This window comes from Micromonospora alfalfae, assembly GCF_022230925.1.
GTDB lineage: Bacteria > Actinomycetota > Actinomycetes > Mycobacteriales > Micromonosporaceae > Micromonospora > Micromonospora alfalfae.
The window spans coordinates 616,229-632,772 of the sequence record NZ_JAKKFH010000008.1; the positions used below are offsets into that span (position 1 = coordinate 616,229).

General features: G+C 67.7%; 13 protein-coding genes, 1 pseudogene and 1 riboswitch. Of the genes and pseudogenes, 8 read left to right on the top strand and 6 right to left on the bottom strand.

All coding sequences use genetic code 11. From position 1 onward, the window contains the following. Positions 1-180 precede the first annotated feature (180 nt). Complete coding sequence (gene metH / locus MED01_RS09375) at positions 181-3,795, bottom strand: methionine synthase (protein WP_308193442.1); 3,615 nt, start codon at positions 3,793-3,795, stop codon at positions 181-183. A 264-nt stretch (positions 3,796-4,059) separates the two neighbouring features. Next, positions 4,060-4,259: riboswitch (cobalamin riboswitch) on the top strand. Between the two features lie 29 nt (positions 4,260-4,288). Between metH and bluB the strand changes: the two genes are divergently transcribed. After that, entirely contained in the window at positions 4,289-4,918 is a 630-nt protein-coding gene (bluB, locus tag MED01_RS09380; RefSeq protein ID WP_238668120.1) for a 5,6-dimethylbenzimidazole synthase, read from the top strand. Positions 4,919-5,226: 308 nt separating this feature from the next. On the opposite strand, the gene MED01_RS09385 is transcribed toward bluB, so the two are convergent. Together MED01_RS09385 and MED01_RS09390 are read right to left on the bottom strand one after the other, a co-directional pair. Then, positions 5,227-5,754 (bottom strand): PspC domain-containing protein, encoded by a 528-nt coding sequence (locus MED01_RS09385; RefSeq protein WP_238668121.1) that lies wholly within the window; start codon positions 5,752-5,754, stop codon positions 5,227-5,229. Between the two features lie 3 nt (positions 5,755-5,757). Beyond that, positions 5,758-6,081 (bottom strand): PadR family transcriptional regulator, encoded by a 324-nt coding sequence (locus MED01_RS09390; RefSeq protein ID WP_238668122.1) that lies wholly within the window; start codon positions 6,079-6,081, stop codon positions 5,758-5,760. A 159-nt stretch (positions 6,082-6,240) separates the two neighbouring features. Between MED01_RS09390 and MED01_RS09395 the strand changes: the two genes are divergently transcribed. The 6 genes and pseudogenes from MED01_RS09395 (at position 6,241) to MED01_RS09420 (ending at position 11,351) form a co-directional block, all read left to right on the top strand. Further along, the gene (locus MED01_RS09395) at positions 6,241-6,879 is read left to right on the top strand and encodes a class I SAM-dependent methyltransferase family protein (protein WP_238668123.1); all 639 of its coding nucleotides are present in this window, start codon (positions 6,241-6,243) and stop codon (positions 6,877-6,879) included. Positions 6,880-7,061: 182 nt separating this feature from the next. Then, complete coding sequence (locus MED01_RS09400; protein WP_238668124.1) at positions 7,062-8,435, top strand: serine hydrolase domain-containing protein; 1,374 nt, start codon at positions 7,062-7,064, stop codon at positions 8,433-8,435. 118 nt (positions 8,436-8,553) lie between these two features. Further along, positions 8,554-9,207: a hypothetical protein gene (locus tag MED01_RS09405; protein ID WP_238668125.1), complete on the top strand. Its 654-nt coding sequence runs from the start codon at positions 8,554-8,556 to the stop codon at positions 9,205-9,207. 144 nt (positions 9,208-9,351) lie between these two features. Further along, positions 9,352-9,450 (top strand): annotated as a pseudogene (locus MED01_RS09410) (IS5/IS1182 family transposase); the annotation flags it as partial. Between the two features lie 234 nt (positions 9,451-9,684). After that, positions 9,685-10,203 carry a GNAT family N-acetyltransferase gene (locus MED01_RS09415; protein WP_238668126.1) on the top strand — a complete coding sequence of 173 codons (519 nt, stop codon included), beginning with the start codon at positions 9,685-9,687 and terminating at the stop codon, positions 10,201-10,203. 233 nt (positions 10,204-10,436) lie between these two features. Further along, positions 10,437-11,351, top strand: coding sequence for a protease inhibitor I9 family protein (locus tag MED01_RS09420; RefSeq protein ID WP_238668127.1), 915 nt, complete (start codon positions 10,437-10,439; stop codon positions 11,349-11,351). 651 nt (positions 11,352-12,002) lie between these two features. On the opposite strand, the gene MED01_RS09425 is transcribed toward MED01_RS09420, so the two are convergent. Together MED01_RS09425 and MED01_RS09430 are read right to left on the bottom strand one after the other, a co-directional pair. Then, positions 12,003-13,220 (bottom strand): epoxide hydrolase family protein, encoded by a 1,218-nt coding sequence (locus tag MED01_RS09425; RefSeq protein ID WP_238668128.1) that lies wholly within the window; start codon positions 13,218-13,220, stop codon positions 12,003-12,005. 24 nt (positions 13,221-13,244) lie between these two features. Further along, positions 13,245-13,703 (bottom strand): nuclear transport factor 2 family protein, encoded by a 459-nt coding sequence (locus tag MED01_RS09430; RefSeq protein ID WP_238668130.1) that lies wholly within the window; start codon positions 13,701-13,703, stop codon positions 13,245-13,247. A gap of 565 nt (positions 13,704-14,268) precedes the next feature. On the opposite strand from MED01_RS09430, the gene MED01_RS09435 reads away from it, so the two are divergent. After that, positions 14,269-15,372, top strand: coding sequence for a winged helix DNA-binding domain-containing protein (locus MED01_RS09435; protein ID WP_238668132.1), 1,104 nt, complete (start codon positions 14,269-14,271; stop codon positions 15,370-15,372). A gap of 355 nt (positions 15,373-15,727) precedes the next feature. On the opposite strand, the gene MED01_RS09440 is transcribed toward MED01_RS09435, so the two are convergent. Next, positions 15,728-16,249 carry a DUF7919 family protein gene (locus MED01_RS09440; protein WP_238668133.1) on the bottom strand — a complete coding sequence of 174 codons (522 nt, stop codon included), beginning with the start codon at positions 16,247-16,249 and terminating at the stop codon, positions 15,728-15,730. Positions 16,250-16,544: the final 295 nt, after the last annotated feature.

The following is a 16,544-nucleotide window of genomic DNA, read 5'->3' on the forward strand; positions in this document are numbered from 1 at the left end:
CATTGCTCGAATGCGCGGTAGTCGACAGTGGCGGCCGGTCTCGTGGTAGCAACCTCATCGCCTGGCCGCCTGAACGATGTCCGGGCCGCCGGTGTGCGGCGGCGGGAGGGAGCCGGGGTAAGGCCGCGGCGGCGCCGCCACGCAGCACGGCAGGGCGCTCCCTCCCAGCCGGCACACCAGTCAGGACGGTTCATAGGCCAGATTGGGTCGCAGCCATCGTTCGACGTCGGCGACGCTGGTGGCGCGGCGGGCGGCGTAGTCTTCGATCTGGTCCTTGCCGATGCGGCCCACAGTGAAGTATTTCGCCGCCGGGTTGGCGAAGATCAGCCCACTGACGCTGGCTGCCGGCGTCATCGCGAAGGACTCCGTCAGGCTGATCCCGAGCTCGTCGGCCTTCAGCAGGTCGAACAGTTCCCGCTTCTCGCTGTGGTCTGGGCTTGCGGGATAGCCGAGCGCCGGTCGGATGCCCCGGAAGCGTTCGGCGTGCAGGTCGGCGAGGTCCGGCATGGCGTCTGGTTCGAACCAGTCGCGGCGGGCCTTCAGGTGGATGTACTCGGCGAAGGCTTCGGCGAGCCTGTCGGCCAGCGCCTTGACCATGATTGCGCGGTAGTCGTCGTGCTGGGCCTCGTAGTAGGCGGCCAGGGAGTCGGCGCCGTGGATGGTCACGGCGAAGCCGCCCAGGTGGTCGCCGTCGGGGGCCACGTAGTCGGCCAGGCAGCGGTTGTCGCGGCCGGCCGGTTTGACCGTCTGCTGGCGTAGCATCGGCAGGCGCACCCCGTTGCCGAGGACGATGTCGTCGCCCTCGGAGCGCGCGGGCCAGAAGCCGTAGACGCCTCGGGCCTGGAAGGAGTCGTCCTTCGTGATCTTGTCCAACAGTGTGTTGGCGTCGTCGTAGAGCTCGCGGGCGACCGGCTGGTCCAGGATCGCCGGGAACTTGCCCTTGAGTTCCCAGGCCAGAAAGAGGAACTGCCAGTCGATCATCTCGCGCAGCTCGGGAAGGGTGGGCTGGACCGTCCGCCGGCCGGTGAAGTCCGGGGTCGGCAGGTCGGTGAAGTCGACCTCCTCGCGGTTGGCGCGAGCCTCAGTCAGGGCGAGCATCGGCTGGGAGCGCCGGTTGGCATGCGCCTCGCGCAACTGCTCCTGCTCGACGCGGTTGGCGCGGTCCAGTTCGCGGGCCCGGCCATCGTCGAGCAGGTCGGACACCACGCCGACGACCCGGGACGCGTCGAGCACGTGCACTGTTGTGCCGTCGTACGCGGGGGCGATGCGCACGGCGGTGTGTTGACGCGATGTCGTGGCCCCGCCGATCAGCAGGGGCATCTTGAGGCCGCGGCGCTGCATCTCGGCGCCGACTGCGACCATCTCGTCGAGCGATGGCGTGATCAGGCCGGACAGGCCGATGGCGTCAGCTCCCTCGGCGACGGCCGTGTCCAGAATCCGGCCGGCCGGAACCATCACGCCCAGGTCGATGACCTCGTAGCTGTTGCAGCCCAGGACCACGCCGACGATGTTCTTGCCGATGTCGTGCACATCGCCCTTCACGGTCGCCAGCACGACCTTGCCCTGCCCGCGGCCCGGGTCGATCCGGCCCTCGAGGCGGGCCTGCTCCTTCTCGGCTTCCATGAACGGTTCGAGGTAGGCCACTGAGCGCTTCATCACCCGGGCGCTCTTGACGACCTGCGGCAGGAACATCTTGCCGGCGCCGAACAGGTCGCCGACGATCTTCATTCCGTTCATCAGCGGACCCTCGATGACATCGAGGGGTCGGGCGAGGCCCTGTCGGGCCTCCTCCGTGTCCTGTTCGATGAAGTCGACGATGCCGTGGACCAGCGCGTACGACAGCCGCTCGTGCACCGGCGCCTCGCGCCAGGACAGGTCGACCGCACGCTTCGTGCCGGAACCGGTAACGGTCGACGCGAAGGCGACCAGGCGGTCGGTGGCGTCCGGGCGCCGGTCGAAGATCACGTCCTCGACGAGTTCGACGAGGTCGGCGGGGATATCGGCGTACACGGCGAGCTGGCCGGCGTTGACGATGCCCATGTCCAACCCGGCGCGGACAGCGTGCAACAGGAACGCGGAATGCATGGCCTCGCGAACCACGTCGTTGCCGCGGAAGGAGAATGACAGGTTGGAGATGCCTCCGCTGGTGCGGGCACCCGGGCAGCGCGCCTTGATCAGCGGGAGGGCGTCGATGAAGGCCTTCGCGTATCCGTTGTGCTCGGCGATCCCGGTGGCGACCGCGAGGACGTTCGGGTCGAAGATGATGTCCTCCGGCGCGAACCCGACCTGCTCGACGAGCAGATCGTAGGCCCGGCCGCAGATGGACACCTTGCGTTCGGTGGTGTCGGCCTGGCCCTGTTCGTCGAAGGCCATCACCACCACGCCGGCGCCGTAGTCGTGAATTCGGCGGGCCTGAGCCAGGAATGCCTCAGTGCCCTCCTTGAGGCTGATCGAGTTGACCACGCCCTTGCCCTGCACGCACTTGAGGCCGGCCTCGAGGACCGTCCACTTCGAACTATCGATCATCACTGGGATCCGGGCGACCTCAGGCTCGGTGGCGATGAGGTTGAGGAAGGTCGTCATGGCGCGCTCGCTGTCGAGCAGGTCCGCGTCCATGTTGACGTCGAGCAGGTTGGCGCCACCGCGGACCTGCTCCAGGGCCACGTCGACCGCGCCCTGATAGTTGTCCGACTCGACGAGCCGGCGGAACTTGGCCGAGCCGGTGACGTTGGTGCGCTCACCGATCATCACGAACCCGGTGTCGGGTCCGATCGCGAACGGTTCCAACCCACTGAACCGGGTGGTCTGCGGCAGGGCGGCGACCGTCCGTGGCGGTGTGCCGGCCACGGCGGCGACGATCCGGGCGATGTGCTCCGGTGAGGTGCCGCAGCAACCGCCGGCGATGTTGAGCAAGCCGGACGCGGCAAACTCGCCGAGCAGGCCGGCGGTCTCCTCCGGCGTCTGGTCGTAGCCGCCAAAAGCGTTCGGCAGACCGGCGTTGGGGTGACACGCCACGTAGGTGCCGGCGATCTTGGAAAGCTCCTCGACGTGCGGGCGCATCTCGGCCGCGCCCAGCGAGCAGTTCACGCCGACGACCAGCGGATCGGCCCGCTCTATCGAGCGCCAGAAAGCCTCCACGGTCTGCCCCGACAGGGTCCGGCCGCTCAGGTCGACGATGGTCACGGAGATCCACAGCGGCAGCTGCGGCGCGACCTCACGGGCCGCGGCGATTGCGGCTTTCGCGTTCAACGTGTCGAAGATCGTCTCGATCAGAAGCAGGTCGACACCGCCCTCGGCCAGGGCCGAGATCTGCTCCGCGTACGCCGCGCGCACTGCGTCGAAGTCGACGGCACGATACGCCGGGTCCTCCACCCGCGGCGACAGCGACAGCGTCACGTTCAGCGGCCCGACCGAGCCGGCCACGAACCGGCCACCGAACTCGTCCGCCGCCTGCCGGGCCAGCCGCGCGCCCTGAACGTTCATCTCACGAACCAGTGACTGGAGCCCGTAGTCGGCCTGGCCGATGCTCGTCGCCGTGAACGTATTGGTGGTGGTGATGTCGGCGCCGGCGGCCAGATACCGCCGGTGTACGTCCAGAATGACGTCCGGTCGGGTGAGGTTGAGCAGGTCGGGATCACCGCTGACGTCCTGCGGATGGTCGACAATCAGGTCGCCCCGATAGTCCGCGGCGGTGAGCTGCGCGCCCTGCAACATCGTTCCCCAGGCGCCGTCCAACACCAGAACGCGCTGGGACATCAGCTGCCGCAGCGACGATGCGGTGTCTTTCTGGCTCAATAACGCGCTCAAGCGGTCGCCTCCGAAGCTCGGAGGCGCCCTTGTCGAAGAGATGGGGGCCGAGCGTGGCGGGCTCCGCCCGTCGCAGCGCCTCTCGACCCGACAGGCAGATGCTACCCGACCCGTCCGCCTGGAGGTCCCCGTACGGCGTCGGCGTCTGGCCGCCACGGTCACGCGCCATGCCCGATCGTGACGAGCCCACGCCCATCACTGGCGATGCGGCGCCGGGGCCTCCCATGTTCGTCGGGACCGTTATCGTGTGCGGTGGCACAAACGTTGCGAGGTGCCCTGCGCGAGTGGGGAGAATCGGGAAGCCGGTGTGAGTCCGGCACGGGCCCGCCGCGGTGACCGGGGAGCTGCCACCCACGCGTACCAGACGCAGCCACTGACCCTGCGGGGTTGGGAAGGCGGGTGACCAGCGTAGATCCGGGAGTCCGAAGACCGGCCTCGCGTCATCGCCCCCTCAGGGGCACGAGCGCAGCGGGAGCCTGCCTTGGACACCGGCCTCTACGAGACCATCCACCGCCGCCGGGACGTACGTGCCCAGTTCACCGGGGCGCCGATCCCCGACGAGACGTTGAACCGGGTCCTCACGGCGGCGCACGCCGCGCCGAGCGTCGGCCTCTCCCAGCCCTGGGACTTCATCCTGGTCCGCGATCCCGAGCTGCGGCAGGAGTTCCACCGGCACGTGGAGCGGGAACGGGACACCTTCGCGGCCACTCTCGAGGGTGCGGCGGCGGAACGCTTCAACCGGATCAAGATCGATGGCGTACGGGAGTCGACGATGTCAGTCGTCGTCACGTACGACCCCGAGCGGGGCGGGCCGGCCGTGCTCGGCCGTCACGCGATCGCCGACGCCGGCCTCTACTCGGTCTGTCTGGCGATCCAGAACCTGTGGCTGGCCGCAACCGCCGAGCAACTCGGGGTCGGCTGGGTCTCGTTCTACCGGGAGCCGTTCCTACGCGACCTGCTCGGCATCCCGGCCACCGTCCGCCCGGTGGCGTGGCTCTGCCTCGGCCCGGTCACCCATCTGGAGCAGACGCCGGACCTGGAGCGGCACGGCTGGCGCCAGCGAAGCCCGGTGTCATCGGTGATCCACCACGATCGTTGGACGACGGAGTGACCGAGTGGTTGTGGCGGCGCTCCCGCGCCAGGCAACCGGCGTGCATGTTCGAGGCGGACCCACGCCACCAGTCAACCCGTGAGCCATAACCCGGGGCACGGCACCATCTCGCCACGCGGCACCGGCAGCGGTCGATCGGGGAGCACGCCCCCGATCGCCGCGCCTTGTCAGCGGCGGCAGAAGAGCTCAGTTGATCGCGCATGTTCGGAAGGTGGTGGGATCCGGCGGGGGCCTGGTCGGGCTGTGGCACGGTGGATTGCTGAGCGACAACAGCGCGCTTCGGACTCCCTCTTTTCCGTTCGCTCGGTTCAGGCGTATCGCGGTGCGTCACGTTGACGCTCATAGTCGGCGACCGTCGGGACGGCGGGCAGGACGAGCAGCAGGACCAGGTACGGCACTGCCAGTAGTCCACCGGTAAGCACGGTCAACAGCAGCACGACGGTTCGTACCCAGTCGACGCGGAACCCGCCGTACGCCGCGATCCCGAGGCAGAGGCCGCCAAACCATTTGCCTTCATCGATCCGGCACCAGAACCGGCCACGCGACCTCCCCTCGGGTGAAGGCGGCGAGGGGCGTGCGGGGCTCACCGGCCCGAGCTCAGCCAGGATCACTGTCATCTGGGCACCGGTCACCGAAGCGTCGCCCAAGCCTGTGAAAGCGCTCAACCGGTCGCCGATCGCGCACTCGAGATCTCGGACGATCTCGTCAGCGTCTGGGTCGGAGCGCAGCGCGCTCCGCGCATCGTCGAGGTACCGCCGCAGGGCGTCGCGTGCTTCGCTGGTGGCCGGGAAGGCCGCGACATGCCCGGTGAGGCGAATGGATATCGGCTCAGTCATGGGTCATCGTCCAATCGAGTCAATGACGCGGGTCAGCTCGTTCCAGTACTCGCGGAACGCGGCAAGCTGGCCTCTGCCGGCATCCGTCAAGGAGAAGTACTTCCGGGGCGGTCCTGACGGCGACTCACGCCACTCGTGGTGCACAAGCCCGTCTCGCCGGAGTTTGCTCAGCAGCGGGTACAGCGTGCCTTCCTGCGCGGGGAAGCCTGCCTCCTGCAGCGCGGCGAGGATTTCCGCCGCGTACCGCTGCTGGGACTCGACCGCAGCCAGTACGAGTGGTTCGAGCAGGCCGCGCCGCAAGGCTACGAGCTTTGGATCGGTCTGCATGATGCTACCTTGCCAGAGCAAGGTACCTGTTGCAAGATGGAGCACCTGCGGGCTCCGGTCCGCGCTGTGCGGGTGAGTTCTGGCCGGGATCGGCAGGGGCTCTTCGGCAGGAGCCGACGCCGCCCTACCGCCTCCGCCGGTCGTGGCAGCATGGCTTCGGTGACTGCCGCTATCGACTGGCACGACTGGCACCTGCCCTACGACGACGACACATCGCCGTTGTCGCGGAGGCTTCGGCTCGTTCAGCAGCACATCAGCGAATGGCTTGACCACCGGCCGGACTCCTCGCTCCGGATCGTCAGCGTGTGCGCGGGACAAGGGCATGACCTCATCGGCGCCCTTGCGTCGCGGTCGGACGCCGACCGGGTATGCGCAGAGCTGATCGAGTACGACCCTCGCAACGTGGCCGCCGCCCGGATGGGCATCGCCGCCGCTGGTCTCAACGGGATCACCGCCACCCAAGCCGATGCTGGCGACTTCGCCGCGTACCGCAGGGCCGCCCCTGCCGATTTGGTCGTTCTCGCCGGGGTGCTGGGCAATATCAGCGACGGCGACGTGCGAGCAACGATCAACGCCTTGCCGCGGCTGTGCGCAGCCGACGCAACCGTGATCTGGACCAGGACGCGCCGCAGTCCCGACCTCACCCCGGCGATACGCGGCTGGTTCACCGACGCCGGCTTCGCCGAGGAGGCATTCCACGCACCACCTGACGTGCTGTTCTCTGTCGGCGCTCATCGGTTCCACGGACAACCTCAGCAGGCGCGACCCACCGGCAGAATCTTCACCTTCACCGCGTGAGTGGCCGATCGCGATGGCTATATGTCGCCGCGAGGTGATCACAGTGCCCTGCCCGGCGTGCCCGACCTGTTCCCACGGGCACGGCCTCACTGTCCGCCGTCACGGACGCCACGCTCATCAGCGGCAGATCCGGACGCGTCGGATCGGTACGGGCCGTGCGGGCCACCGGTAGGTTTGCCCGCATGTCACCGATCCCGACGCCGCTGCTACCCGAAACCCGGCGCGCGCTGGTTCACCGGCTGGCCACTGGTCAGGTAGCGGGCCGGGCGCCTTCGGTCGTCGCTGCCGTGGTGCGTGATGGCCGTCCTGTGTGGGTGGACGGGTGGGGAACTGTGGACGGCAGGGTGCCGGATGGCAACCTCCAATACCGGATCGGCTCGATCACCAAGACTTTCCTGGCGGTGCTGGTGCTGCGCCTGCGCGACGAGGGGCGACTCGCGCTCACCGATCCACTGGCCGAGCACCTGCCGGGCACGGCGGCGGGCCAGGCCACGGTCGGTGCGCTGCTGGCGCACACCGCTGGGCTGATCGCTGAGGCGCCCGGCCCGTGGTGGGAGCGAACCCCGGGCACGCTACGGCCCGACTTGGCCGACGTGCTGGGCAGCGATCCGCAGGTGCATCCCGCCGGACAGCGCCACCACTATTCCAACCCCGGCTATGCGCTGCTCGGCGCGCTGGTGCAGCGAGTTCGGGGGCAGGCCTGGGGCGAGGTGCTGCGGCGCGAGGTGCTGGAGCCGCTCGCGATGACCCGCACGACCCTGCTGCCCGTCGCGCCACACGCCACGGGCTGGGCGGTGCACCCCTGGGCCGATGTGCTTCTGGCGGAGCCGGCCGTGGACACCGGTCTGATGGCGCCTGCCGGGCAGCTGTGGTCGACCGCGACGGACCTGGCGAGGTTCTCTGCGTTCCTCATCGACGGCGACGACCGGGTGTTGCATCCGGACACCGTCGCGCAGATGCGCACCCCGGCGAGCCCGCCGGAGGCGACGGACTGGGACAGGAGCTATGGGCTTGGCATGCAGCTGCTGCGCCGCGACGGCCGGCTGTTGGCCGGGCACACCGGCTCGATGCCGGGCTTTGTCGCGACCGTGTGGGTCGACCCCGATGACGCTCTGGGCGCGGTCGTCATGGGTAACGTGACCGCCGGCCTGTCCGCCGGTGCTCTCGCCGCTGATCTGCTGCAGACGGTCGCCGAGCGGGAGCCGCGGATCCCTGCGCCGTGGCGACCGCTGCCCTCAGTTGATCCACAGCTACTGGATCTCGCCGGCCCGTGGTACTGGGGGCCGGCCCCCTATGTGCTGCGCCCGCAGGCTGATGGCTTCGTGGAGTTGGCCCCGCTGTCCGGCGGGCGCGGCACCCGGCTGCGCCCCACCGACGACGGCGGCTGGGAGGGGATCAACGGCTACTTCGCCGGCGAACGGCTGCGGGTGCAACACGACGCGACTGGCGCCGTCAGCCACCTCGATCTTGGCACTTTCATCTTCACCCGGCAGCCCTACGACCCCGCGGCGCCAGTGCCCGGCGGTACCGACCCGGCCGGTTGGCGGACCGGCTGACCTCACGAACGATCGGATCGCGGCTAGTTAGCGGACATCGCCCGGCCGATGCCCGGGAGCACCTTGGCTGACACCCTCGGACTCGCCGAAGAGCTCACCAACCTGGAGGGGCTGGTCAGTGAGCCATTTTCATCGTGACAGTGGAGGTCACGGTCGAAGATCGAAGACAGCAAAGGGCGTCTTCGACGACACGGTGGATCTCGGCGATCTCGTCGACGAGGCCAACAAGTGCCCGTGCAACGGACCGAACAAGGACGGCGACTACGAGTGTGACGCGAAGGCCGACAAGCCGGTCGGCCGGACGTCGAAGGACAGTGGCGCACAGATCACGAGTTGTTACATGGTTGGTTCAGGACAGGTGGGGCGGCGTGCGAACGAGGTACCCGATTCCCTGCAAGGACTGACGACCTTAAGGTTGGCCGGCCGGGGTGTGCAATGCCCTGGCCGGCCATTTCGTGAAGGGGGCGCGGCGGTGGGGCTCGATGTGTATATCGAGAACCAGGTGCACGAGCAACGCTATGCCGGCGTGGAAGCAGGCTCCTCGCTGCAACGCCTGGTGGCGGCGAGCGACCGGGAGCGGCACCACCTGGTGTCGAGGATCGATTCCTACGGCGACACCATGATCAACCTGATCCAGCTGCCGCAGCTGACCGCGGAGCTGGACGAGATCGCGAGCCGCAACCCCGAGCTCCGGGTCGACGTGCAGGCGCTGGGGGCGCTCATCGAGGAGGCGACCCGGGCGCGCGGATATCTCTGGATCTCCGGTGACTGAGGCCGGCCCCGGCCGGGACAGATAGGTTGGTCGCAGAACGTGCAGGTACGGTCGGTCTGACGGCCTGATGTGGACATGGGGCGAGGCTCCCGGTAGGAAAGCAGTCGAGCAAGATCCGATGCCCCAACCGGGAGCCTCGCTGCGCTGTCTCACCCTGCCGCGATTCCGCTGTCCACCCGAACCCTGAACCACCTCGCCGGCCTCAGAAGAGGTTGCCGACCCGGACGGCTGCGAACTCGGTGGTGTGAGCAATGGACCAGGCGTGAGGATGCGTCCATGACGCATGATCCGTTGCTTGCTCGGGCTCGGAGGGTTTGGCTCAAGATGGCTGGCGTTTCGATGGACTTCCCCGTTGGCGGTGGCGTTGAGGTAGCCGTCTCGGCCAGGTCCCGGCTCTGTCCACCGGGCTGGGTCGGGATCGTCGGGTTGGGCGACGCCGCCGTCGTCACCGTGCCGACGGGTAGGTGGGCTGGGATCGTGCGTACGGTGCTGCACGAGTTACCCGTCGGGGTTTTGACCGACGCTGACCGGCTGCGTGCCGTCCTGCCGATCGCCGAGGTGCTGGGTCCGGCGAGCCTGGCCTATCTCGATGAGTGCGACTTCCAGCCGGCCGGACTCGATTCCGTGGATGTGGTCCCTGGCGAACATGCCGATCTCGCCGGGCTTCTGGCCTCTGTCGCAACGGACGACGCCGACGAATGCGGGTTGGCCGACATCACCTCCGACGCGTTCGTGGTGCGCCGCGGGAATCGCGTTGTCGCCGCAGCTGGCTACCGACGCTGGCCGGGGCTTGTCGCCCACCTGTGCGTACTCACTGAGCCGAATCATCGTGGACGCGGGCTGGCGCCTGCCGTTGCCTCCGCAGCAGTCGCAGACGCTTTGGCAGACCGTCTGCTGCCGCAGTGGCGGGCTCGACCGTACCCATCGCGCCAAGTAGCGCTAGCCCTGGGCTTCCGTCAGCTTGGCGCCCAGCTGAGCATCCGGATCCGAGTCTGAGCCCAAACGCCACTTCGGCGCCTACCTGAACGACCGCGCCGAACGCGGCGCGAGTCGCGCGATCCGCGGCATGAGAGCGCCTGCGTGGCATGATCACGTTATCGGGTAAGTCCGTGCGGCAGACCGCTGAAAAATTCGCTCGAAATCCGCCGTGATGGGCTTCCTGGTGAAGCGGAGCGGTCGGTGACCACCACCGCCAACCGGTCGCAACGGGGTTCACAGGGGAGGCACTGATGACGGAGTGGCCGGATCCGACGGTGTATCTGCCGTACATCGTGGAGATCGAGCAGGAAGATGGCGAGGTTCGGTCGTACCCGGCCCATTTCGTGACGATGACACCGGACTTCGTCTTCGTCCGTGATCCGGCTGGCGGGTCGGCGAGTCTTCCGACGCGCTCGGTGCGTTCAATCAGGGTCGCGGTGCAGGATCTGCCGGCAGACCACGACTCGTTGCGGGCCGAATATCCCAACGCCTATCAGCCCTGGCACCCGCTCGACGAACTGAGCCTCGAAGACATGCACAAGTTGAGTGGGACGCCCGCGTACGCGCAGCTGCGCCGCCGCCCACCGGCGCACCTCGTCATCAAGGCACGCGAGCGCGGCTACGACCCCACCGCCATGCTGAACGCCATCGAGAAAGAGTCAAAACCCGAGCCGCACTCGTTGGAGGCGCTGTATGCGAGGCGCTCCGCTGAGAACGACTACCTCGTCATCGTCAAACCGGGAATCGATCCCTATCAAATACTCAGTCGGCACCAGCTTTCGCCCAACGACTTGTACCGCATCGTCGGCTCTTGGGGATTCGGCGCCAGGCTGACCGGCCTGCAGTTGGAACAGTCGCCGAGGGCCGGGGTCGCGGCACTTTCCGGAGACTCGGACATCGATCGCATCGAGCCCGACCCCGATCGGCTTGCACCGCATTTCCGTGCCCCACAGGAACGGCGTGTCGATGGTGGGTACATAGTCTCCGTTCGTTGCAGCGGTGATCCGCTTACCGTCGCCGCGCGAGCCGGGGTCTCCCCGAGCAGAGTGTTCGACTTCATCAACAGCTTCTCCGCTGACATGACTGACGCTCAGGTTCAAGCTCTGCGCCGGGACCCCGACGTGGTGCAGATCGAGGACAATGCGACTGTCGAGCTGGACTGCTGATCGTGCGGCTGGCTGACGTCTGACTCCGCCACGACGATGTGCGGAATGCGTTTGCAGCCGACGATGCACTGTTCTCGGCATGAGCGGACGCCGCTGAACCGACGACCGCGAGCAAACCGGCCGACTTCTTCGGGTAGCACCCGGTCAGTGCGATGTTGCGGACGTCCGGGTCTGCGAGGCGGCGTCAGCCGCAGGGCGTACGCGGTCGTGCTGTGTCGGCTGGAGCTGCGGCATCAGCGGAAGCAGCACGACATCCTCGTCGGCAGACTCCGACGGGCCGACAGCCCAGCCTGTCGTCGTTCCCACCAGCGCACGTTCTGACCTTTCCCCGTGACCAGCCAAGGCTAGAGGAAAGCGCTGCGTCGTCCACGCAGGTTTGCGCCGTCGAGCGACGGCTCACCGAAGTCCTCGTAGCCAAGAGCACTGCACGCGCCCGCTCCCCCGGTGCCGAGCTGCACGACCAGCCGTCGCGGTGCGGTCGCAAGGGAATCGAGGCGTCCTCGGTGCTTCCGTCCACTCTGAGTGATGGGCGTCCGCCCAGATGACGATCGGGAGTGACGGTAGAGGGCGGAGCGGCGCGACGGTTGCAGTGCGAGGCATGGAGTTTCAACGACCCTGGCTCCGCCCCGGGCCGGGGCGGAGCCGACATGGTCAGCGCAGTTCGCGGAAGGTGTCGCGGAGGTCGGCAATCCATGCCTCGGGGTTCTCGAGGGCTCCGAAGTGGCCGCCCTTACGGTGCGCCTTGACGTTGACGGGGTTGTACCAATCGCGGGTAGGACCGTTCTCGAAGGCTGCGATGCGTTCCTCTGGTGTGCGGACGCCGATCGGGTTGACGTCGCCGAGCAGCAGTGTGAAGCCCGCCGGCGCCTCGATCTGCGGTTTGCGGTCGTGCGACGGCGTCCATGGATAGCGTTCCGCGTTGCGGTAGACACGCAACGATGATCCGATCGCTTGATTGACCCAGAAGATGGTGGCCGCGGTGAGGATGAAGTCGCGGGGGAAGACCTGGTGGAAGTCGTCGGTCCAGCGGTCGCTCCACGTCTGCCACTTGCGCAGCAGCCATGCGAGCATGCCAGCCGGAGAGTCGTTCCAGCCGTGGGTGACGGTCTGGCCGTCAAGCATGTGAACCGTGACGTGTGCGGCGTAGGTCTCGATGAACTTGCGCATGTCGGCTCGGAGCAACTCGGGGGCGTCCGGCGGAAGGTTGGTGCCACCGGTCAGGTCCCAGAAGCGGTCGCCGCTGAAGATGCCCGGCACCATTTCCACACCGGTATGCAGACCGTAGAGGTCCTTGGCGTATTTGTGGCCCAGCTGAGCTTGGATGAGGGCACCGTAGTCAGAGCCGCCGACGGCAAATTTCTCGTAGCCGAGGACGCCAGTCATCAACTCGTGGAAGATGTCGGCCATCTTCCAGTAGTTGAGGTCGCCGCGTCCGAGGGGCGTGGAGAAGCCGAAGCCCGGCAGGTCCGGCACGATGACGTCGAAGGCGTCGCCGGGATCGCCGCCGTGCGCGGCCGGGTCGGTCAGCGGGTGGATGATTTTGTTGTACGAGGTCGACGGCCATGGCCAGCCGTGCAGAAGCAGCAGCGGGATGGGCTTGGGGCCCTTGCCTGGTTCGCGGATGAACTGAATGGGGGTGCCGCCGACCTCGATGCGGTGCCGGGTGTAGGTATTCAGCTCTTTCTCGGCCTGGCGCCAGTCGTAGCCGTCGGCCCAGTATTCGATCAGCGGCTTGAGGCGCGCGGTGCTGAGGCCGTAGTACTCGTCCTCGTTGTCGAGATCCTGGGCGAACCGGGTCGCCTTCAGGCGGCGCTTGAGGTCGTCGAGAGCCTCTTGCGGGACGTTGATGGTGAAACGCTCGAGTTCCATGTGAGTGCCTTTCCAGTTCGGGGATCAGTAAGTGAAGTCGAGGCGCAGCCGGGTCTGCACGAGCTCGGAGATCTGCCAGGAGCCGTCGACCCGCCTGAAACGCGCGTGATAGTGGCCGTAGCCGTGCATGCCCTTGAACGGGAAGTCGTCGGAGACCGGGGCGTCGTCCGGGCGGATGATGATGTCCTCCATGGCGAAGACGCCTCGGGCGTCGTCGGCCGCGTCGACGTCGATCTCGTCGGAGAAGAGATGGTGGATGAGGGTGTCGCCAGGGGTGTTGCTGCCGCCGATGGTCGCCGCAATCTGCTCGCGACCTTCCAGCCGCAGCCAGACGGTGCCGTCCGGCTTCTGGGGCGTGAAGGTGCCGTTCGGTGTGAAGAGCCCGGCGAGGTCCAGCCAACGGTGATGGTCGGCGTAGCGGACGTACCGGGCCATGACGCGGCGGATGTCCTCGACGATGCCGAGGCGCTCAATGTCGTCCATGAGACTCCCTTTCTTTCCTTGTTCTGCCTGGCAGGGCCACGGCAGGTCGCTGAAAATGGACCGAACAGTCCAAACTGAGTGCCGGATGTCACATGCGAAAGCGAGGTTCGCCTGCCATCTCGGCTCGGTCTGGCTGCTGACGACCGGCGTAGAAGCCAACGCCGGTCACGCAGGACCACGGCCCGTTCGCGCCCGGTCATGAGCGACCGCGCGGGCCGCCTCGTGATGCAGTCAGGGCAAGGCCACCTTGCCTTTCGCCCCAGCTCAGGCCCATGGCCGGAGGAGTTGCCGGAGTAGGCCTCTGGAAGGATCGGATCCAGGTACCGGACCGGGACGCGATCGTGGACCGTGATTCTGCTGGTGGGTACGCCGGAAACGCGGGTGACCAGGAGCAGGATGTCGAAACGACCACAAGAACATCGTGTCCTGGCACGTGTACGACAAGGCCCCCCGACCTGCTGGTGAGCAGCATCCGTCGCTTCTTCCGCCAACTCCCCTGACCCACACCCCAGCAGGTACGCCCGCCGCGCGTACCCCTGATCTCGACCCTCCGGGAAGGCCACCCGTGCAAACCCTGACCCGCCGCGCCCTCAACCGCGCCACCCTTGAGCGGCAGTTGCTCCTGCGCCGCGCCGACCTCACCCCGTTGCAGGCCATCGAGCACCTCGTCGGCCTGCAGGCTCAGACCCCGCACACCTGGTACGTGGGGCTGTGGACCCGGCTCACCGAGTGCCGACCCGAGGACATCGGGGCGCTGCTCACCGAACGACGGGCAGTGCGGATCGCGCTCATGCGCTCGACGATCCATTTCGTCAGCGCGTCCGACGCGCTGGCGCTACGCCCGCTCGTGCAGCCGGCGTTGGACCGCGACCTGTTCACCAACCACACACACGGCCGGTCCATGCGCGGCCTGGACACTGCGGAGCTCGTCGCTGCAGGCCGGGGACTCCTCGACGAGCAGCCGCGTACCCCGGGCGAACTGGGCCGGTTGCTGGCCCAGCGGTGGCCAGATCGGAACCCCGCGAGCCTCGCCTACGCGGTTCGCAACCTGCTGCCGGTCGTGCAAACCCCGCCGCGCGGCGTGTGGGGCGCCAGTGGCCAACCCGTCCACGCGCCGCTCGAATCGTGGGTCGGCGCGCCGCTACGCACCGACCAGCCGATCGACCAGATACTCCTGCGATACCTGGCCGCGTTCGGCCCGGCGACAGTACGCGACGCGCAGACCTGGTGCGGTCTCACCCGACTGGCGGAGGTGCTCGACCGGCTCCGGCCCCGCCTGGCCACGTTCCGCGACGAGAACGGCGTCGAACTGTTCGACCTACCCGACGCACCCCGACCCGACCCCCAGGTCAGCGCGCCTGCCCGGTATCTGTACGACTTCGACAACCTGCTGCTGTCTCACCACGACCGGTCCAGGGTGGTCACCGACGGCCTCCGCCAGCAGAACTTCGCGCCGCACGGTTCCGTCCCCCGCCTGGTACTCCTCGACGGCTTCACCGCAGCAACCTGGACGTTCGCCACGGCACGAGGCGCGGCGTCCCTGACCGTGCACCCATTCGAGCCACTGTCCGCAGCCGACCGCGAGGCATTGACCACCGAGGGCGGCGAGCTGCTGGACCTACTCGCCCCCAAAGCGTCACACGAGATCCGTTTCGCCACACCGACCTGAGGACCGCACTGCCGACAATGGAGGGCACGCTGCCGCGAATGCGGCAATTCGGGGCGGGCAAAAGCCGTACACGGGTCATGGGTCGTTCCTGAGACCGGGATTCCTTCGGGCGCGGCACCCACCCTGACCTGCGGAAATCTGGATCCGCAGGCAGGGGTGGGTGCGGTTGAGTCCAGTCCGATGCCGTTGGACCGGCTGTTCCCGACCTGCTCCCCCGAACCGGCCCGAATCGCGCCGCCGACCGCTGACCGCCGAAGGGGCGTGAGCTGCCGAGCACCTTGCGTCTATGCGGCCCTCTGGTAGCGGTCCGGCTGACCTTCACATGCCAGCCGAGTGCGGCAGAAGCCGGATCCCACTATGCGACGCCAGGGGTGGGGACACCGGTCCGAACCGCCTCAATGAAGCCATCAGGTGGCAGGTAGCGATGCTCTTCAACGTAGTGGCCGATCAGCGCCGGTGCGGCGAAGTTCGTTCCATCCACTCCGGTGAGCCAGATCTCCCCGTTCCCGTGCGCAACATCGGGAGCTTCGTAGAGCCGAACGTCGGCCCGAATCACGCGCTGAGGCTCGACCGCTGCCTGGCAGAACAGGCAGTAGTGGTACCCACGCATGAGCCGTACTGGTGTGGCGCCGAGGCTCACCAAGCGATCTCGAACGTCTCGCGGGCAGGCTCCTGTAGTGAAGGGCATGCTCGAATCCAGCCAACCAACGGCAATGGCGTCCGGGGCGCCCGGATAGTAGTCATAGGGCGCCAGGTCAGGGATGTGGGTCACGCCTCGATCATTGCAGTCAGGCACGGCAGCGAGGATCCTCGGCATCCGGATCCCCGCCGTGTAGGCCAGGTGCTTGAGCCGGCGGGTGGCGGCATCCCGGTCCATCCGAACACCGGGGGTATTGCGCAGAATCGGCCCGCAGGTGCTCCAGCCCAAGGGCCGGCGACTCGGACGGCAGCGTGGGCCGACGGACGAGTCGGCCAGCGAATGCTCCCGGATGGCGTCGATGACGCAGACCCGATAAGACCGACCACGACTGACAGGCGCCGCGAGACCGTAGTGGGCTGGTAGCGGCGTACGTCCTCCAGCCAGCGCACACACCGCGCGACGTCCATCCGCACCACGGCGACACTAGCCGCCAGCACAGGCATGGATATCAGAGCGTGTTTGAGAGGGACTT

Coding starts and splice junctions, on each gene's coding strand:
- MED01_RS09430 (WP_238668130.1), bottom strand. CDS start 13,703: ATGGACGACATTGAGCGCCTCGGCATCGTCGAGGACATCCGCCGCGTC.
- MED01_RS09440 (WP_238668133.1), bottom strand. CDS start 16,249: ATGGACCGGGATGCCGCCACCCGCCGGCTCAAGCACCTGGCCTACACG.
- MED01_RS09390 (WP_238668122.1), bottom strand. CDS start 6,081: ATGCAGACCGATCCAAAGCTCGTAGCCTTGCGGCGCGGCCTGCTCGAA.
- MED01_RS09425 (WP_238668128.1), bottom strand. CDS start 13,220: ATGGAACTCGAGCGTTTCACCATCAACGTCCCGCAAGAGGCTCTCGAC.
- MED01_RS09385 (WP_238668121.1), bottom strand. CDS start 5,754: ATGACTGAGCCGATATCCATTCGCCTCACCGGGCATGTCGCGGCCTTC.
- MED01_RS09420 (WP_238668127.1), top strand. CDS start 10,437: ATGACGGAGTGGCCGGATCCGACGGTGTATCTGCCGTACATCGTGGAG.
- MED01_RS09400 (WP_238668124.1), top strand. CDS start 7,062: ATGTCACCGATCCCGACGCCGCTGCTACCCGAAACCCGGCGCGCGCTG.